Consider the following 17,375-nt stretch of genomic DNA (forward strand, 5'->3'; position numbering starts at 1 on the left):
CTCGGCTTGTTCATCGATGAGTTGAAGGCGAACGGCATGTGGGACGACACGATTTTCGTCGTCTACGGTGACCATTACGGCATCTCGACGAACCATAATGCCGCCATGGCTGATCTGCTCGGCAAAGACGAGTTGACGCCATACGATGTGGCCAAACTTCAAGCGGTCCCGTTCGCGATCCACTTACCGGGCCAAGACAAAGGTGAAGTGCACGAGACGATCGGAAGTCACGTCGACATGAACCCGACGATTCAGCACTTGCTCGGAATCGATACGTCTGAACAGGTCGGATTCGGGAATGACTTGTTCTCGAAAGAGCATTATGACCGCGCCATCTTCCGTGATGGAACGGTCGTGACACAAGACCATCTGTTCACGCAGTCGATGTGTTATGACGCCAAGACTGGCGAAGTCGCCGAAGACGGTGCAGCATGTACGCCACTTGAAGAAGAAGCGAACAAAATCCTCGAGATGAACGATCAGCTCATCTATTCGGATTTACTCCGCTTCAAGCAAGACCAATAACGAGGAGAGAAAAGGTTGGAGACAATCTTTTCTCTTTTTTTGTGGTCGTGGCGTGCTAGGAAGACTAAGATGAAAGCACAGTAGCTTTCCAAAGGAGAATTTATGACATTAGATTATACGGGAGAACGGGTCATCCCAGATCGCATGGACCCGCTGAACGGCTTGTTGCTCGAACATATCGCGCGTTACCATTTCGCCTTGTTATACATGAACGGACGCGTCCTCGATTTTGCGAGTGGGAGTGGATATGGCAGTCAATTGATTGCGAAGAACTTGAAAGGGATCGTGACCGAGGTCGTCGCCGTCGACTTGTCAGAAGAGGCGACGCGTTATGCGAAAGGGCGTTATCACCATCCGAACGTCAACTATATCGTCGGCGATGTCGTCGACCGGACGTTGCCGGACAAACTGGGGTCGTTCGATTGTATCGTCAGCTTTGAGACGATTGAACATGTCACCGACTATGAGACGTTCATGGCGAACGTGTGGGACTTATTGAAGCCAGGCGGAATCTTGGTGTTGTCGACACCGTTCGGTCAAGGCGTCGGGCAACCGACGAATGAGCCCTTCCATGCCCATCAGTTCACTGAGGCCGAGTTTGAGGAATTATTTACGCCATTCACATCGACCGAGTTCTATTACCAGCGAGGCGTGCTCGTCGAACCGAAGCGGGGGACGCGCCATTATCCAATCGGCATCACCGTCGCGGTCAAATAAAAAATCCCGATGAACGAGGTCATCGGGTAATGAAATAGTATAACAGGCCGAGCGCCAAAAATGAGACCGGGAACAAGACGATATACGTCCACGACACCATTGACCAGCTTTTCTTTTGATTGTAGTCTGATTTGTCTTTCCCGAGTCCGACCATGATCGTAAAAATGAGGGCAAGCACGCAAACGAGTAACGATAATCCAATTGTGAGATACATGTTGTCACATCCTTTATTGTTTCTTCATATATCAAGCATAGCTGAAAACAAAACGAAAAAGCCTCTGAAATGTTGGGATTATGTGTCCAACAGTCAGAGGCTTTTATCACACCTGGGTATCTTTTATATACGTGTCGGCATCATCGGTCGAAATGCCGAGCGCCTCGTGGATGACGGTCAAGGCGCTGTCGTTGCGCTTGTCCGTCTCGGCGGCGACACAGTCGCGCGGGACGTGGAGCTCATACTCGCGCATATAGCCGTCGTTCGCCGAGAACAAGATACAGATGTCCGAGGCGACACCGGTCAGGACGAGCGATGTGACCTCAAGTTGACGCAACAAGATATCGAGCTGCGTCCCGTAAAACGTCGAGTGCCTTGGTTTGATGATGAAATACTCTTTGTCTTCCGGTGCAATCCGTTTTGCGATAGAGCTGCCTTTCGACGACTCGACGTGACGGATGATATCCTCGGTGCTGTCTTTCCACTGACCGAAGTTGTCGTTGCAATAGATGACCGGCCAATCGTTCGCCTTAAAATGACGCTTCAGTTTCAAAATCGGGTCGACGATCGGCTCCGTGTGTCGGAACAAGTCGTCCCCACCGACAAAGTCGAAATCATTGAACATGTCGATGATGAGTAACGCCGTCTTTGACATCGTGGTCCCTCCATTCAAAATGAGTCTCACATTATGAAGTACCACTCTGCCGACGGCGTTAATCGTCATTCAGCGAACGTTTTGCTCCGGAATACGAATGCTGTGATGATATAGAACGCGACGATATGAATCAACACATAGAACGCCGAGAACCAAATCGTTACGTCCATTGTTTCCATGAAGCCAGGGCTCTGGTAATAAATCGACAGGTCCGTATGCAAGAAGACGATCCATTTGGCGATGTCCGGCTTCCAAGCGATAAGAAGTCCGCCAATCATCGTCGAAACGAAGTTCGCGAGCACGGTGAAACCAATGACGACGCCAACGGACTTGAAGACGACCGAGAACATGAGCGTCAAGAAAATGACGAACACGCCGCTCGAGACACTAAGTAAGACGTTGCGGAACTGCTCGAACGTCAATGCTCCGTCGAGCGTCCAGGCGAAGCCATACGTGACGGCAAGGATGAACACGAATTGGACGAGCATGATCAAGAGCGCGGCGACAAGTTTCGAGAGTAAAATCCGGTCGCGCGAGTACGGGCTCATGAGCAAGTGCTTCAACGTATCAAATTTCAACTCATTTCCAATCATCTCGGCTGTGAACACGATTGTGAAAATACCGAGGAACGTCATGGCGGCCATCGTCGCATAGTTGACGAATGTTTCCGCGTCACCTGGATTGTCGCCGCTCCGGACGATGAAGTACGTCAAGATGATAATCCCGGTATACATGCCGAGCGCGATCAACGGTTTGATCGTGCGCCGCCACTTCATAAATTCATTGGCTAGTAATGAACGCATTGTTCGTGCCTCCTTCTTTCTTCGTTACTTTCAAGAACTGCTCCTCAAGTGTCTCGTGCTTCATGCCGATTTGATAGACCGCGATGTCGCGATCGACAAGATGTTTCAACAAGTGCGGGATATCCGTTTCCGGACGTGGGACGATGAACATCTCGGCCGATTGTTGAATGATTTTCACGTCATCGAACGCGAGTGCGACGACATCGAGCGCCTCGTTCATTTGTTTGCGGTCGACCTTACAGAGGATGACGCTCTCCGTCTTCGCTTCGCCGTCACCTTGAATCGATTTGATTTGTCCTTGGTCGATGATGGCGAACCGATCGGTGATCAGTTCCATCTCGCTCAATAAATGACTTGAGATGAGGATGGCGATGCCGCGATGGTCGGCTAAATGCCGTAAGTAGTTACGCAAATCGGCGATTCCGGCCGGGTCGAGCCCGTTCGTCGGTTCGTCGAGAATCAAGACTTTCGGGTTATGGAGTAGGGCACGGGCAATCCCGAGGCGCTGTTTCATCCCGAGCGAGTATTGTTTCACTTTCATATCAAGTTTCGTCTCGAGTCCGACGAGGGCACCGAGGGCGTTCAAATCGACTTTCTTTAAGCCGGGAATCAAGTTCATCGCGTGAATCAAGTTCTCGCGGCCCGTCAAATATGGATAGAAGGCCGGGTTCTCGACGATGGCTCCGATGCGACTGAGCGCTTGTTGGCGATCTGTTGAGACGTCGAACCCGTCGACAGTCACAGTTCCGTGTGTCGCCGGCATGAGTCCGGTGATGATGCGGATCGTCGTCGTCTTCCCGGCGCCGTTCGGTCCAAGGAATCCGAAGATTTCTCCAGGGGTGACGTCAAAACTGACGTTTGTCAGGACGTTCGTCTGCCCCATTTTCTTGTGTACGTTTTGTACGGATAACATAAGGTCACCTTGCTTTCGTTGAGAGTATTTTCCAACTGGATTACCGTACTATACGGGGCAGATTGAAACAAGGTTTCACCTATTTTTGAAATTGTTGAAACAAACGCATGATTTCACAATTTGTTGATAAGGAAAACTTATTGAAATAGTATGGACGAATTGTGAATTTGAAAGGGTCTTTCCATATGGAAAGGTGTAGTATGGAGAGGAGAGAAAGAGGCAAGATTTGGCTCTTTTTGCAGGACGAATCAGAAGGATGAACTGCTTCGTGCTTAATGTTAAAATGAAAGCGTTCACACATCGGGCGCACAGGAACGGATAGGGGGATTTATTCAATGGGAGAGTCGTCGAACGGTCGCGAAGAAGTGCAAGCATTTTATGGTCCAAACTTAGGCTATATCGTTGAATTGTACGAGCAGTATGTGGAAGACCCAGAATCAGTCGATGCGGAGACGCGTCAATACTTTGACGAATACGGGGCACCGGAAGCGAGCGCACCTGTCGCGCCGGCTGCATCGTTTGATTTAGAGAAAGTCGTGGCAGCGACACGGTTGGTCAATGATATCCGGGCACTCGGCCATAAAGCGGCCGACATCTATCCGCTCAAAGACCACCCACGCGAGCACGGCTTATTTGCGTTTGACCGCTACGGGTTGAGTGAAGCGGACCTCGAGCAAGTACCGGCTCACTTGTTGTCGGAAGACGTGCCGAAGCCGGGTGCGAACGCGCTCGAGCTCGTTCGTCACTTGCTTGACGTCTATACAGGACCGGTCGCCATCGAGCTCCGTCACTTGGATGATATGGAAGAGAAGCGTTGGATTCGCCGCCGCATCGAGCAGGGCGCATTGAAAGCGAAATACTCGAAGAACGAGAAAATCGAGTTGTTCCAACGTCTAGCGGAAACAGAGTTGTTCGAGTCGTTCCTTCATAAGACATACGTCGGACAAAAACGCTTCTCAATCGAAGGGCTCGACGCGATGGTGCCGCTCCTTGACGCGATGGTCGGCGGCCTCATCTCGAGCGGGTCAGAACATATCAACATCGGGATGGCCCACCGCGGACGCTTGAACGTGCTCGCGCACGTGCTCGGCAAACCGTATGAGATGATTTTCGCCGAGTTCCAGCACGCCCCGAATAAAGAATTGATTCCGTCGGAAGGATCGATCGGCATCAACTTCGGTTGGTCCGGTGACGTGAAATATCACCTCGGTCTCGACCGCAGAGTGTTAGAAGAGAAGAAAGAAGTCCGCTTGAACCTCGCCAACAACCCGAGTCATCTCGAGTTCGTCGGTTCGGTCGTCGAAGGGTATACGCGCGCCGCGCAAGACGACCGCTCTGAAAAAGGGATGGCCGTCCAACATGACGACAAGGCGGCATCAATCTTGATTCACGGGGATGCTGCGTTCCCAGGTCAAGGCATCGTCGCCGAGACGCTCAACATGACGAACTTGAATGGTTATCGTACAGCCGGGACGGTCCACGTCATCGCCAACAACACGATTGGCTTCACGACCGACCCGAGCGACTCGCGCTCGACACGTTATGCGAGTGATATCGCCAAAGGCTATGAGATTCCGGTGTTCCACGTCAATGCGGACGATCCGGAAGCATGTGTCGCTGTCGCTAAATTGTGCAGCGAGTATCGCGCCAAGTTCCATAAAGACATTCTCGTCGACTTGGTCGGCTACCGCCGCTACGGTCATAACGAGATGGATGAGCCGATGAACACGAACCCAGTGCTCTATAAGGCCATCAAAGAACACAAATCGGTCCGTCATGTGTATGCCGACGTGCTCGAAGCGGAAGGCGTCATGTCGAAAGAAGACAAAGCGACGATCGAGCAATCGATTGAAGACCGTCTCAAATCGGCCCGTGACCTCGTCCCGGCCGAAGAAGAAGATGCCGACATCATCTTGCCGGAAGCGGTCCACAAAGGCTTCCCGTTCGTTGAGACAGGTGTCGAACGTGACGTGCTCCAGCAATTGAATGACGAATTGCTCGTCTGGCCGGAAGGCTTCGGCGTGTTCCATAAGCTGCAAAAAGTGCTCGACCGTCGCCGTGACGCGTTCGCGGACAACGGGAAAGTCGACTGGGGCCATGCCGAGACGCTCGCTTACGCCTCGATCATCTCGGACGGCACACCAATCCGTTTGAGCGGACAAGATTCGGAGCGAGGTACGTTCGCGCAACGTAACATCATGTTGAACGATGTCGAGACAGGCAAGAAGTTCTCGCCGCTCCATCACTTGTCGACGGCGAACGCCTCGTTCTCGGTGCACAACAGCCCGCTCTCGGAAGGTTCAGTGCTCGGTTTCGAATACGGCTATAATGTCTTCGCCCAAGACACGCTCGTGCTGTGGGAAGCACAGTACGGTGACTTCGCCAACTCGGCCCAGGTTATGTTCGACCAGTTCATCTCGGCCGGCCGCGCCAAATGGGGACAGAAGTCAGGTCTCGTCATGCTGTTGCCGCACGGCTATGAAGGCCAAGGGCCAGAGCACTCGAGCGCCCGCATGGAGCGTTACTTGACGCTCGCTGGAGAGAAAAACTGGACGGTCGCGAATTTGTCGACGGCCGCGCAGTACTTCCACATCTTGCGTCGTCAGGCGAAGATGCTCGGCACGGAACAAATCCGTCCGATGATCATCATGACACCGAAGAGCCTGCTCCGTCATCCGCTTGCAGCCTCATCGGTCGATGAACTGTCAGACAATAACTTCCGTCCGATCATCGAACAAGTTGGTCTCGGTGAGAATCCGGAGCAAGTCGAACGTCTCGTCTTCTGTTCAGGGAAGATGGCAATCGATTTGCAAGAAGCGACGATGAAGTCAGAGGAGTCACTCGACTTCCTGCACATCATCCGCGTCGAAGAAATCTATCCGTTCCCGGTCCGTGAGATCCGTGAATTGATCAGCCGCTATCCGAACGCGAAAGAGATCGTCTGGGTCCAAGAAGAGCCGAAGAACATGGGGGCATGGACGTACATCGAGCCTCGTCTCGAAGCGGTCACATCGAACCGTCTGAACGTCCGCTACGTCGGCCGTCGCCGCCGTTCGAGCCCGGCTGAAGGGAATCCGACAGCCCATAAACAAGAGCAAGCACGCATCATCCGTGAAGCCATCTCACGTGACGCCGTCTCGGCTGCTGCCGGCACGAGCACATACCAAAAAGATCGTAAATAAGTTAAGGGGGAACTCATTGTGATCGAAATCAAAGTACCGGAATTAGCAGAGTCCATTACGGAAGGAACGGTCGCGTCATGGCTTAAACAGCCAGGCGACCACGTCGAAAAAGGGGAAGCCATCGTCGAACTCGAGACAGACAAAGTCAACATCGAGGTGCCGGCCGATGAGTCGGGTACGCTCGACGAGCAATTGGCGGCCGAAGGGGACACGGTCCAAGTCGGACAAGTAATCGCTCGCCTCAGCTCAGGTACTGGTGGCGGCACGGCTGTCGCGACGAAGACAAAAACGGAAGCGGCGACAGAAACGGCTCCAGCACCAGCCGAGACGAAAGTCGAAGCGGTCGGAGAAGCGAAGAAAGTCGAGCGCCGTGAAGAACACGTCGCGAGCCCAGGCAAAGGACCGATCGCGACACCGGCGGCCCGTAAATTGGCTCGTGAGAAAGGCATCGATTTGTCAGCCATCCAAACGAACGACCCGATTGGCCGCATCAACGTCCATGACGTGACGAGCCACGAGTCGAAACCGGCACCGACGCCACAAGCACCGAAAGCTCCGGCAGCGGCACCGCAACCAGCAGCGAGCGGCAAAGACGAAGAGCGCATCAAAATGACGCGCCGTCGTCAAACAATTGCCAACCGTCTCGTCGAAGTTCAACAGACGGCAGCGATGCTGACGACGTTCAACGAAATCGATATGTCGGCTGTCATGGCGCTCCGCAAACGTCGCCAAGAGAAGTTTATCAAAGACAATGACGTCAAACTCGGTTTCATGTCGTTCTTCACGAAGGCGGCCGTTGCGGCACTCAAACGGATGCCGTACTTGAACGCTGAGATTCAAGGCAACGAGATCGTCTTGAAAAAATACTATGACATCGGTATCGCCGTGTCGGCTCCGGACGGCCTCGTCGTCCCGGTCGTCCGCGAAGCGGATCGCAAGAACTTCGGTGAAATCGAGAAAGACATCTTGCACCTCGCCGATAAAGCACGCAATAACAAGCTCGGGTTGAGCGACCTCACAGGTGGAACGTTCACGATCACGAACGGTGGCGTCTTTGGCTCACTCTTGTCGACACCGATCTTGAACGGCCCACAAGTCGCGATTCTCGGGATGCACTCGATTCAACTCCGCCCAATCGCTATCGACGCGGAAACGATGGAGAACCGACCGATGATGTACGTGGCGCTCTCATATGACCACCGTATCGTCGATGGTCGTGAGGCCGTGACGTTCCTAAAGCACATTAAAGACATGATTGAAGATCCAGAACAATTGTTGTTCGAAGCGTAATACAAGAAGGTCCATGCCGAGCGGCATGGACCTTTGCTTATGCGATGAGCGTCTCATCGAGCGTGATTTGATGCTTTCCGTTCGCCTTTGAGCGATAGAGCGCCTGGTCCGCCCGTTCGATGGCGGCATGTGGCACCGTCTCCGTCTGCCAGAGCGAGGCGCCGATACTGGCCCCGACGCTTGTCATCCCGCCTTCAATGGCGATCGGTTCGGACAGGGAAGTGATGAGGTCTTGTCCGATTTGAGTGATCAATCGTTCACTCTTTCCATTCCGTTCGAACAAGAGGAAGAACTCGTCACCGCTCAACCGGACCGGGTAGGCACCATCGAGCGTCACGCGTTTCAACCGTTCGGCAATCTCGATCAAGACATCATCGCCCGTGGCGTGTCCATACGTGTCGTTGACGGCTTTGAAACCGTCGAGGTCGATATAGAAACAGACGTACTCGTTCTTCGTCGCTTGGGCTTCGTTCAAATAGTGTCGAAGCGCCGTCCGATTCGCGAGTCCGGTCAAGACGTCACGGTTGGCGAGTGACTCGTAATGGACACGTTCTGTCTCAGATTCGGTGAGAGACGAGACAAGTGACTCGAGGGCGAATGCGAGCGACTCAATCTCATGAATCCCAGACTGGTGCGGGAACGTCTTGGCCTTCCCTTGCTTCATCAGAGCAGCCGTTTCGGTGATCCGTTGTAACGGTCGCGTCACAATCGAGGCGAGGAACCATCCGAGCGTAGACGTCACGAGCGAGGCGATGAGACCGATCCATAAAATTGAATTCTCGAGTTCGATGACCGGGGCGAACGCGACTTCGGTCGGTTGGCGAACGACGACACTCCAACCGAGTCCGGCGTAATCCTCATACCCTTCTCCAGTGGCGACACCAGTCAAATAAGAAGTTCCGTCCTGCCACGTGTCGACGTGCCAGCCTTCTTTCAATGACGTCGGGAGCGGTTTGCCGACGAGGTGGTCGGGACCGAGCAACACCGTGTTGTCACGTCCGCTGACGACGAACAAGTCGGTATACTCGGACTGATGGTGGAGCGTCCGGTTGAAGTGGCGGAGCACTTCATTGCCCCATTCCCAACTGAGGTGGGTCGCGAGCACGCCTTGGAAGGTCCCGTCACGGACGAGCGGGACGCTGATGTCGACGAACTGGAGGACTTCGCCACTCGGGTTCGGCAACAGCTCGGCGAGCAACACGGCTTCATGCACATCGCCGATAAACGGCTCAGTCTGTGCCTCGAGGAAAACAGGGCGCTCTTTGATGCTGGCGCCTTCTAAGATTCCGTTCGTCGAAGCGACGACGTTCCCCGACGCGTCGGTCACGCCCATCCACGAGAAAGCGGGGATGTTCGTCTGGACCTGGTCGAGCAGGGCCCGGCTCGAGGCAGGGTCGTTCAAGGCGTCAAGCCCTTGAAGTAATTGCACTTCTTGATAGCGTGACCACATGTAAAAGTCGAGCTTGTCGACGAGCTGATGCGACGTCATCGACAACCGTTCCCCAATCTCCGCTTCGAGCGAGGCGGCGGAACGTTGACTCGTCATATACGTAAGCGTGATAGTGAGTAAAAAAACGAGTGTGGCGATGCTGAGCGCCAAAATGAGACCGAGACGCATCGAAAATGATTTCATGAACAAATTCCTCCTACAATAACAACATCCACTTTGTTCATCGTCATTTTTTCCATGACATGAAGCAAAGTTGAGAAAAAACAAGGTCGATTTCGTGGAAACAGATAGCGCTTTCGTTATAATGAAAGACGAATCGATACAAATAGAGGTGAAACGATTGAAACAGAACAAACTATTAGTCATCGCGACACTGCTCGCGGTCGCCCTCGTGGCCGTCGTGGTCGTCTTGATGAATCAACCGACCGAACAAGCCGAGACGGCGGCACCGGCGACGACAGAACACGTGTCGACGGAAGGTCAGCCGACGCTCGGTGATGCAGACGCACCCGTCTCGGTCGTCGAATTCGGGGATTACAAATGCCCGTCTTGTAAACAGTGGGGCGAAACGGTCTATCCGAAGTTGAAAGAAGACTATATCGATACAGGGAAAATCAGTTTCAGCTACATCAACGTCCTGTTCCACGGACAAGAGTCGATTTTGGCATCGCTCGCGTCTGAGTCGGTGTATAAACAAGACCCGGACGCGTTCTGGGAGTTCCATAAGGCGCTTTACGACGCGCAACCGGCGAGTCAACAGCACGACGAGGCATGGGTCACGGTTGAGCGGTTGACAGAGATTGCGAGCGAGACGACATCGGTCGACGTGGCGAAGCTCGAGGACGATTTGAGTGAGAACTCGACGGTGCTCGAACAGGTGAGTCTCGATGACGGGCTCGTCAAAGAGCACGGTGTCCAGTTCACACCGTCAATCATGATTAACGGCGTCATGCTCGAGGACCCGTTCGATTACGAGACGATTGAGCGATTGATTGAGCAAGGCACGCCATGAAGCAGTCATTCTTGACCCGTTATGGTCTGTATCTCGCTTGGCTCGTCGCCCTCACGGCGACGCTCGGCAGTCTTTATTTCAGCGAGATTCGCGAGTTCGTGCCATGTGAGCTCTGCTGGATTCAACGCATCTTTATGTATCCGCTCGTCATCTTGCTCGGGGTCGCCGTGTTCACGGACGACCGGGCGGTGAAGAAGTATGTATTGCCGCTCTCCATCCTCGGAGGTCTGGTTTCACTGTACCATTATTTGGTTCAAAAAGTACCCGGTTTCGCCGATATCAAGCCGTGCGTGCAAGGCGTACCGTGCAACGTGCAATACATCAACTGGTTCGGGTTCGTGACGATTCCGTTCCTTGCCTTGACGGCATTTACTTTGATCACGCTCCTCGTCTGGCGCGTGAGACGCAATTGACAATGAAGGAGATGGAACGTGTGAAGAAATGGATGCTCATCGGATTGATCAGCTTGATGGCGGTGCTCGCTGCGTGCGGCCAGGAGATTGAAGACCCGCTCAATTGGGAGATCGAGTCGTTCGACTATATGAATCAAAATGAAGAGATGGTTAGTCTGGACGATTTGAAGGGCAAAGTTTGGATGGCCGACTTCGTCTTCACGAGCTGTGAGACGGTCTGTCCACCGATGACGTACAACATGACGAAACTCAATGAAGCGCTCGTCGAGGAAGGCGTCGAAGACGTCCAATTCGTGTCGTTCAGCGTCGACCCGACCGTCGATACGCCGGACAAGATTCAAGCGTTCATGGCTGATTACGACTTGGCGAAAGCCGATTGGCAATTCTTGACGGGCTATTCGCAAGAAGAGATTGAGGCGTTCGCGCAACAAAACTTCAAAGCGCTCGTCCGCAAACCGTCAGAAGGCACCCAAGTGGATCACGCGACGTGGTTCTATCTCGTCGACCAGGACGGGAAAATCATCAAGGCGTATCAAGGATTCCAAGACGTGCCAATCGAGGATATCGTCAATGACATCAAGATTTTACAGAACTCATAAGACGGCCCGTGCCGTCTTTTTTGTATTCGAAAACAGGGGAATCGGCGTTGGTGCCGTATAATGAATAAGGTAGAGGAGTGGATGGAATTGAAGAAGACACTATTATTTTCATTGATGGGCCTGGCTGCCGTGACAGGTACCGTGCTCACGCAATATAAACCGCTCGGGAAAAAGCCGAAGGCGCTCCGGTCGCCGAACCTGGTGAACGGCAAGTTTCAGAATCAGCTCGAGACGCCGATGCGGTTCTCATCGGACGACATGATTTCGATGTCGAAGGAATATTTGAATCCGGACTCGCTCCGGAAACCGAGCGAGCGCTTACCGGTCGTCCCGATCGACTTCAGCGAGAAACTCGGTTCAAGCTTCACACGCATCTATTGGCTCGGACACTCGGCGATGCTCGTCCAAATGGACGGTAAGACGATGCTCGTCGACCCGATGTTCGGCCGGAGCCCATCGCCGCTCCCCTTCGCGAAGAACGAGCGGTTCAGCGAAGACTTGCCGTTCGAGCTCGACGGCTTGCCGGACATCGATGTCGTCTTGCTCACGCACGACCATTACGACCATTTGGACTATGCGACGATTCAAGCGATTCAAGACAAGGTCGCCGTCTTCATCGTCCCGCTCGGCGTCGGCAGCCACTTAAAACGGTGGGGCGTCGGGGCGGAACGCATCGTCGAGCGCGATTGGGGCGAGACGTTTGACTTCGGCTCATGGACGTTCGTCTGTGCGCCGGCTCGGCACTTCTCGGGCCGCTCGCTCACCGACCGCAACGCGACGCTCTGGGCGTCATGGGTCGTCCTCGGCGAGACGGACCGCCTGTTCTTCAGCGGGGACGGCGGGTATGGACCACACTTCAAAGAAATCGGCGATGCGTACGGACCGTTCGATTTCGCGGCGCTCGAGTGCGGACAATACGATGAGCGCTGGCCGGACGTGCACATGCAACCGAGTGAGACGGCACAGGCGTTCCGTGACGTGCGGGCCGACAAGATGCTCCCAATCCATTGGGGCGCGTTCACGTTATCGTTCCATGCCTGGTTCGACCCAGCTGAGCAGATGGTGGGGCTCTTACCACGAGAGGACGTGCTCACGCCGCGTATCGGTGAGCGGATCACACTCGACGGACGGAACGACACGACCAACTGGTGGCGTGACATCGAAGACATGAACAAGCGCTGACCGAATTTGGTCAGCGCTTGTTTTGTTAGGAGGAAATCCGTTCAATCTCGTCCGTTTCGATATGAAGTTTGTGTTTGCGCGTATAGACGAGGAACGCTGCTGTCATGAGGGTCGAGCTGATCCCGAACAAGACGACCATGAGCTGTAAGCCGATCAAATCGAGGAAGAAGCCAGTGACGAGCAACACGACTTGGAAGACGATCCGGTCGAGCATGTTCCGGAACGAGAAGAAGCGCCCGTGATAGTCTTTCGGCATCCGTGTCTGGAAAATCGTCACGGCCGTCGGGAAGAAGCAACCGACCGAGAAGCCGAACAAGACGAATGCGGCGATCGAGACGGCCGGGATGTCGGCGAAGTAAAGCATGAGCTGGGCGATTCCAATCAAAAACGAGAACGTGAACAAGATGGAGAACACGGAGAACTTCTCACCGATCCGTTTGATGAGGAACGCACCGACCATAAAGGCAATCCCTTCGGCCGTGTAAATCCATCCTTTGATCGCCGTCGAATCTTGCAGCTCGCTAATGTTGATGACGAGCAAGTTGAACCCACCGATGAAGAGGAGCGGGATGAGCGTCATGACGAGTGTCATAAAGATGACCGGAATCGATTTGATGATTGGAAAGACATCCTTGAACCCGCCGGACGATTTCGCGTCCACTTTCTTCGCAGACGGGACGGTCGTCTCGTCGATCTTCAAGAACCACGTCGCGACGGCGAGAAGCAGATAAGCGACAAGCGAGAGCGCGTAGACGTCCCGAAGTGAGATGAGCGTGAGCAAGATGCCGGCGATGGCCGTCCCGATGACCCGGGACAGCGTCGACACGTTCATATGCACCCCGTTCAAGGCGAGCAGCTCCCGTTCCTTGACGATGAGCGGGATGGCGGCCTGGAGTGCCGGGAAGTAGAACGCGGCCGACCCTTGCAGGAAGACGAGGAAGACGACCATCCACAGCACGCTTCCCGTCTCGATGGCGACGAACATGAATAGAACGCTCAGCGCCCGGACAATACTTGAGATGAGCATGATTTTCTTTTTCGAGCCTTGGTCGGTGAGACGGCCGGCGAGCGGCCCGATGGCGACCCCGGCGAGCAATCCGCCAGCGAGGATGAGCGCCTTGACGAAGTCAGACGGCACTTTCTCCTGCATGAACTCCAAGTTGCCGATGATGCCGAGCCAAAGCCCGAGACCGGCGACGAACTCCCCGGTCAAGATGATCCAGACGTTGCGATTTTTCCACATATGGTTAAGTCCTCGATTCTTATTAGGTAATAATAATTATCCTTCAGAACGATTTAGAAAGCTACAAAAAAGAAGCCGGGATTCGGCTTCCGAGAGATATAAGTTTTGACTACATGAACATTTCCATTTTGTAATACAATGTTCCATATAGGAGGTCGATTGTATGAGGACGATATCTTTTGAACTCAACGAAGAAGACGAGCGTCTGATTAGAGCGTATGCGAAGTCTAAGAACCTCTCCCTCTCGACTCTCGTTCGGGACACTGTCTTTGAACGTATCGAGAATGAACTCGATTTGAAATTTTACAACGAAGCAATGCATAGGCACTAAGAACGTTCTGAAACCATTTCATTTGAGGATATGATGAAAGATTAAAATTAACAAAAAAGCATTCGTCCAAATATGGGCGAATGCTTTGCTTTTATTCGTTTCACATCAAATATCGCAGTTATCGTCCGTGCACGTCGCGCCACCCGAGAGCACTTGAAGCGTCGGTGCCGATTCGGCCCACGTCTTCTCGAGCACTTGCGTGAACGCCTCGGTCGGCTGGGCGCCAGAGACGCCATATTTATTATCGAAGACGAAGAACGGGACACCGGTGATGCCGAGGTCGCTCGCGCGCTTCTCTTCAGCGCGGACGTCTTCTGTGTATACGTCTGAAGCGAGCACGTCTTTCACGGCGTCGGCATCGAGTCCGACACTTGTTGCGATCTCGACGAGGACGTCGTGGTCGCCGATATGTTTCGCGTCGACGAAATACGCCTTAAGGAGCGCTTCTGACAATTCTTTCTCTTTTCCGACCGTCTTCGCATAGTGCGTCAACCGGTGCGAGTCGAGTGTACCCGTGACGACCATGTTGTCGAAATCGTACTCAAGTCCGACGGTGCGGGCCTGGGCGGCGACTTGGGCCGTCGTGCCTTTCGCCTGCTCGAGCGGCATGCTGTATTTCTTCGCGAGTGCTTCGTAAATCGAACGCGAATCCGTCGTCGGTGCGTTCGGGTCGAGCTCGAAGCTCTTGAACTCCACTTCGACGTTGTCCGCGTGCGGGAACTGTTCGAGCGCTTCTTCTAGACGGCGCTTGCCGATATAACAGAACGGGCAAACGTAGTCTGACCAAACTTCAATTTTCATATTTAATCCCTCCTACAGTCAGTGTAGGATGTCTTGAAATCGAAGTAAATGAATGTGCTCACGAAAAAAGCCCTCGCAAGGAGGACTTAGAAAACGTACCAGAACACGCAGACGAAATGGGCGAAACTGCCGAACAAGATGAACAAATGGAACACCTCGTGGAAGCCCCAACCGCGCCAGTTGACGAACTTCGGCTTGAAGCCGTAGATGAGCCCGCCAATCGTGTACATGACGCCACCGAGGATGAGCCAGAAGATGCCAGCGTTGCCGATTACGTTATGGAGCGGTCCGATGAAGAAGACGGACAACCAACCCATGCCGATGTAGAGCGCCGTCGACAAGAAGCGCGGGGCGTGGAACCAGACGAGCTTGAAGACGATGCCGAACAAGGCGAGCGCGTGGACGGTACCGAACAACACCCAACGTGTCGGTCCCTCAAGCGCGAGCAACGTGAGCGGGGCGTACGTTCCGGCGATCAAGGCGTAAATCATCGCATGATCGATTCTCCGGAAGAAGGCGATGACGTTCGGCGAGGCGATGATGCTGTGGTACAGACCGGACGACAAATAGAGAAAGACGAGGCTAATACCAAACAAAATCGCAGCCATAATGGCGAGCGGCTCGCCGAGCAGTGACGCTTTCACCGTCATCGCAATCAACGCGACGAACGCGAGCACGGCACCGGCCAAATGGGTCAGTGCGTTAATCGGTTCCCGAAAAATCGAATTCATGTAAAACACTCCTTATCACGTCATGTAGTATCCATAACTACATGATAAGCTGTATACGTCAGAACGACAAGGTTTTTGTTTCGACAAATCCGGTTTGTCCGTATACTGAAGGGGAGGTGATTCGATGAAACCGCATGAAATTGTAAAGACGGAAGGGACGCTCCCGAAGCAGGTGCTCCCGACGATCGACTTATATATGGACCAAGTCATCCAGCTGTTCGAGCAACATTACGGCAAGATGAAACGGAGTGACGACGAGACGATTTTGACGAAGACGATGATTAACAACTACGCCAAAGGTAAGCTATTCCATCCCGTCAAAAACAAGAAGTACACGAACGAGCACTTGATGTTGCTCAGCCTGATCTACGAGATGAAAGGATTGCTCTCGATCAATGACATCAAAGAGACGCTCCGGCCGCTGAACGAGTCGGACGAGGGTTTCTCGCTCGAGGACTTCTATGACGCGTACCAGGTGCAGAAAGAACAGAACATGCAGGCGTTCGAGGCGCAAGCCGAGACGCTCCTCGCCAACGTGCGCACGAACGAGACGAACGGCATCCAACAGTCGCTCGCCATCGCCTCGGCCGTCCATATGAGCCACTTGTTCCAACGGCTCGCCGAACAGTTGATTGATGAAAGCAAATAAAAATGGCCTACGATTCGTCTGAATCGTGGGCCATTTTTCATTAGTTGTTGATGTACTTCTCGAACACGTCACCGAAATCTTTGCGGTTCCACTCGTGATAGTGACCTTTGAGCCAGTCGAAGCTCTGCTCGTTCAATTCCTTGAACGTCGAGGCGACATTCATATCGCCTTGACGAAGCCCGCTCAAAATCGACACCGAATGCGTGAGCGAGGCGTTGGCATACTCCATCATCTTCCGGCCTTCGCGTTGTTTCTCAGCGATGGCGAGGAGTGATTTGTACAAGTCTTTCACATGCTCGATTTGTTTCTTGTTCACGTCAATCGAATACGGCTTGTCGCCGATGGTGAATTTGATCTCGACGTCCATGTCGACCGTGCCGGCCGTCTCGAACATGACGTTATTCAATGGGAAGTGGGCGTATGGATAGCGATACAAGACGCGTTTCGAACTCATCGCGCTCGTCCCGTCGAGGTGAATCATCGCCAAGTTCGTGAAGCAATACTCGTCCGATTTTGACTTGATTAAGAAGTAAATCTTCTCGTTGTCCTCATGGAGGACGTAATCGTCCGAATCCGCCTTATCGAAATCTTTCGGGTCGATGACTTCACCGATATCGCTGAAGCCCGTCAAATCAGAAGCTAGTTTTTTGAACATGTCAAATCTC

19 protein-coding genes are annotated in these 17,375 nt (G+C 53.4%); 10 read left to right on the forward strand and 9 right to left on the reverse strand.

Annotation, left to right across the window (positions count from 1 at the left end):
- Together M467_RS0115955 and M467_RS24180 are read left to right on the forward strand one after the other, a co-directional pair.
- Nucleotides 1–525 (forward strand): LTA synthase family protein (locus tag M467_RS0115955; RefSeq protein ID WP_031200102.1); only part of this gene is annotated, 525 nt, incomplete at its 5' end.
- Between the two features lie 102 nt (nt 526–627).
- A complete protein-coding gene (locus M467_RS24180; RefSeq protein ID WP_021066751.1) occupies nt 628–1,242 on the forward strand; it encodes a class I SAM-dependent methyltransferase in 615 nt (204 codons plus the stop codon).
- Nucleotides 1,243–1,261: 19 nt separating this feature from the next.
- Here M467_RS24180 and M467_RS24185 read toward each other — a convergent pair whose 3' ends face one another.
- From M467_RS24185 to M467_RS24200, 4 genes are all read right to left on the reverse strand, one after another.
- Nucleotides 1,262–1,456 (reverse strand): hypothetical protein, encoded by a 195-nt coding sequence (locus M467_RS24185; protein ID WP_021066752.1) that lies wholly within the window; start codon nt 1,454–1,456, stop codon nt 1,262–1,264.
- Between the two features lie 106 nt (nt 1,457–1,562).
- On the reverse strand, nt 1,563–2,111 hold the full coding sequence (locus M467_RS24190; RefSeq protein WP_021066753.1) for a cysteine hydrolase family protein: 549 nt from the start codon (nt 2,109–2,111) through the stop codon (nt 1,563–1,565).
- A gap of 65 nt (nt 2,112–2,176) precedes the next feature.
- Nucleotides 2,177–2,914 (reverse strand): ABC transporter permease, encoded by a 738-nt coding sequence (locus M467_RS24195; RefSeq protein WP_021066754.1) that lies wholly within the window; start codon nt 2,912–2,914, stop codon nt 2,177–2,179.
- Complete coding sequence (locus M467_RS24200) at nt 2,892–3,827, reverse strand: ABC transporter ATP-binding protein (protein WP_021066755.1); 936 nt, start codon at nt 3,825–3,827, stop codon at nt 2,892–2,894. The genes M467_RS24195 and M467_RS24200 overlap by 23 nt, the downstream gene beginning before the upstream one ends.
- Nucleotides 3,828–4,162: 335 nt before the next feature.
- Here M467_RS24200 and M467_RS24205 point away from each other — a divergent pair, with 335 nt between their 5' ends.
- Together M467_RS24205 and odhB are read left to right on the forward strand one after the other, a co-directional pair.
- Nucleotides 4,163–7,009, forward strand: coding sequence for a 2-oxoglutarate dehydrogenase E1 component (locus M467_RS24205; RefSeq protein WP_021066756.1), 2,847 nt, complete (start codon nt 4,163–4,165; stop codon nt 7,007–7,009).
- 18 nt (nt 7,010–7,027) lie between these two features.
- Nucleotides 7,028–8,299 carry a 2-oxoglutarate dehydrogenase complex dihydrolipoyllysine-residue succinyltransferase gene (gene odhB, locus M467_RS24210; RefSeq protein WP_021066757.1) on the forward strand — a complete coding sequence of 424 codons (1,272 nt, stop codon included), beginning with the start codon at nt 7,028–7,030 and terminating at the stop codon, nt 8,297–8,299.
- 37 nt (nt 8,300–8,336) lie between these two features.
- Here odhB and M467_RS24215 read toward each other — a convergent pair whose 3' ends face one another.
- A complete protein-coding gene (locus tag M467_RS24215) occupies nt 8,337–9,932 on the reverse strand; it encodes a diguanylate cyclase domain-containing protein (protein WP_021066758.1) in 1,596 nt (531 codons plus the stop codon).
- Between the two features lie 157 nt (nt 9,933–10,089).
- Here M467_RS24215 and M467_RS24220 point away from each other — a divergent pair, with 157 nt between their 5' ends.
- From M467_RS24220 to M467_RS24235, 4 genes are all read left to right on the forward strand, one after another.
- The gene (locus M467_RS24220) at nt 10,090–10,761 is read left to right on the forward strand and encodes a DsbA family protein (protein ID WP_021066759.1); all 672 of its coding nucleotides are present in this window, start codon (nt 10,090–10,092) and stop codon (nt 10,759–10,761) included.
- A complete protein-coding gene (locus tag M467_RS24225; protein ID WP_021066760.1) occupies nt 10,758–11,174 on the forward strand; it encodes a disulfide oxidoreductase in 417 nt (138 codons plus the stop codon). The genes M467_RS24220 and M467_RS24225 overlap by 4 nt, the downstream gene beginning before the upstream one ends.
- 11 nt (nt 11,175–11,185) lie before the next feature.
- Nucleotides 11,186–11,773, forward strand: a complete 588-nt coding sequence (locus M467_RS24230) for an SCO family protein (RefSeq protein WP_029595916.1) — start codon at nt 11,186–11,188, stop codon at nt 11,771–11,773.
- Between the two features lie 81 nt (nt 11,774–11,854).
- Nucleotides 11,855–12,955, forward strand: a complete 1,101-nt coding sequence (locus M467_RS24235) for an MBL fold metallo-hydrolase (RefSeq protein ID WP_021066762.1) — start codon at nt 11,855–11,857, stop codon at nt 12,953–12,955.
- A 25-nt stretch (nt 12,956–12,980) separates the two neighbouring features.
- Here M467_RS24235 and M467_RS24240 read toward each other — a convergent pair whose 3' ends face one another.
- Nucleotides 12,981–14,198 (reverse strand): MFS transporter, encoded by a 1,218-nt coding sequence (locus M467_RS24240; protein ID WP_021066763.1) that lies wholly within the window; start codon nt 14,196–14,198, stop codon nt 12,981–12,983.
- A 163-nt stretch (nt 14,199–14,361) separates the two neighbouring features.
- Here M467_RS24240 and relB point away from each other — a divergent pair, with 163 nt between their 5' ends.
- On the forward strand, nt 14,362–14,529 hold the full coding sequence (relB, locus tag M467_RS31840; RefSeq protein WP_021066764.1) for a type II toxin-antitoxin system RelB family antitoxin: 168 nt from the start codon (nt 14,362–14,364) through the stop codon (nt 14,527–14,529).
- Between the two features lie 105 nt (nt 14,530–14,634).
- On the opposite strand, the gene M467_RS24250 is transcribed toward relB, so the two are convergent.
- On the reverse strand, nt 14,635–15,330 hold the full coding sequence (locus M467_RS24250; RefSeq protein ID WP_021066765.1) for a DsbA family oxidoreductase: 696 nt from the start codon (nt 15,328–15,330) through the stop codon (nt 14,635–14,637).
- Between the two features lie 86 nt (nt 15,331–15,416).
- On the reverse strand, nt 15,417–16,061 hold the full coding sequence (trhA, locus tag M467_RS24255) for a PAQR family membrane homeostasis protein TrhA (RefSeq protein ID WP_021066766.1): 645 nt from the start codon (nt 16,059–16,061) through the stop codon (nt 15,417–15,419).
- 124 nt (nt 16,062–16,185) lie between these two features.
- Between trhA and M467_RS24260 the strand changes: the two genes are divergently transcribed.
- A complete protein-coding gene (locus M467_RS24260) occupies nt 16,186–16,710 on the forward strand; it encodes a DUF1836 domain-containing protein (protein WP_021066767.1) in 525 nt (174 codons plus the stop codon).
- 40 nt (nt 16,711–16,750) lie between these two features.
- Here M467_RS24260 and M467_RS24265 read toward each other — a convergent pair whose 3' ends face one another.
- Complete coding sequence (locus M467_RS24265) at nt 16,751–17,365, reverse strand: PH domain-containing protein (protein WP_021066768.1); 615 nt, start codon at nt 17,363–17,365, stop codon at nt 16,751–16,753.
- Nucleotides 17,366–17,375 lie beyond the last annotated feature (10 nt).

Origin of the sequence: Exiguobacterium chiriqhucha RW-2 (genome assembly GCF_000416965.1) — a bacterium.
In the GTDB taxonomy this organism is placed as follows: domain Bacteria; phylum Bacillota; class Bacilli; order Exiguobacteriales; family Exiguobacteriaceae; genus Exiguobacterium; species Exiguobacterium chiriqhucha.

Excerpts from the sequence above, each read along its gene's own strand:
- M467_RS24240 (WP_021066763.1), bottom strand. The coding sequence starts at position 14,198 with ATGTGGAAAAATCGCAACGTCTGGATCATCTTGACCGGGGAGTTCGTC.
- relB (WP_021066764.1), top strand. The coding sequence starts at position 14,362 with ATGAGGACGATATCTTTTGAACTCAACGAAGAAGACGAGCGTCTGATT.
- M467_RS24225 (WP_021066760.1), top strand. The coding sequence starts at position 10,758 with ATGAAGCAGTCATTCTTGACCCGTTATGGTCTGTATCTCGCTTGGCTC.
- trhA (WP_021066766.1), bottom strand. The coding sequence starts at position 16,061 with ATGAATTCGATTTTTCGGGAACCGATTAACGCACTGACCCATTTGGCC.
- M467_RS24200 (WP_021066755.1), bottom strand. The coding sequence starts at position 3,827 with ATGTTATCCGTACAAAACGTACACAAGAAAATGGGGCAGACGAACGTC.
- M467_RS24230 (WP_029595916.1), top strand. The coding sequence starts at position 11,186 with ATGGAACGTGTGAAGAAATGGATGCTCATCGGATTGATCAGCTTGATG.
- M467_RS24260 (WP_021066767.1), top strand. The coding sequence starts at position 16,186 with ATGAAACCGCATGAAATTGTAAAGACGGAAGGGACGCTCCCGAAGCAG.
- M467_RS24215 (WP_021066758.1), bottom strand. The coding sequence starts at position 9,932 with ATGAAATCATTTTCGATGCGTCTCGGTCTCATTTTGGCGCTCAGCATC.
- M467_RS24265 (WP_021066768.1), bottom strand. The coding sequence starts at position 17,365 with ATGTTCAAAAAACTAGCTTCTGATTTGACGGGCTTCAGCGATATCGGT.
- M467_RS24190 (WP_021066753.1), bottom strand. The coding sequence starts at position 2,111 with ATGTCAAAGACGGCGTTACTCATCATCGACATGTTCAATGATTTCGAC.
- M467_RS24205 (WP_021066756.1), top strand. The coding sequence starts at position 4,163 with ATGGGAGAGTCGTCGAACGGTCGCGAAGAAGTGCAAGCATTTTATGGT.
- M467_RS24195 (WP_021066754.1), bottom strand. The coding sequence starts at position 2,914 with ATGCGTTCATTACTAGCCAATGAATTTATGAAGTGGCGGCGCACGATC.
- M467_RS24185 (WP_021066752.1), bottom strand. The coding sequence starts at position 1,456 with ATGTATCTCACAATTGGATTATCGTTACTCGTTTGCGTGCTTGCCCTC.
- M467_RS24235 (WP_021066762.1), top strand. The coding sequence starts at position 11,855 with ATGGAATTGAAGAAGACACTATTATTTTCATTGATGGGCCTGGCTGCC.
- M467_RS24180 (WP_021066751.1), top strand. The coding sequence starts at position 628 with ATGACATTAGATTATACGGGAGAACGGGTCATCCCAGATCGCATGGAC.
- M467_RS24250 (WP_021066765.1), bottom strand. The coding sequence starts at position 15,330 with ATGAAAATTGAAGTTTGGTCAGACTACGTTTGCCCGTTCTGTTATATC.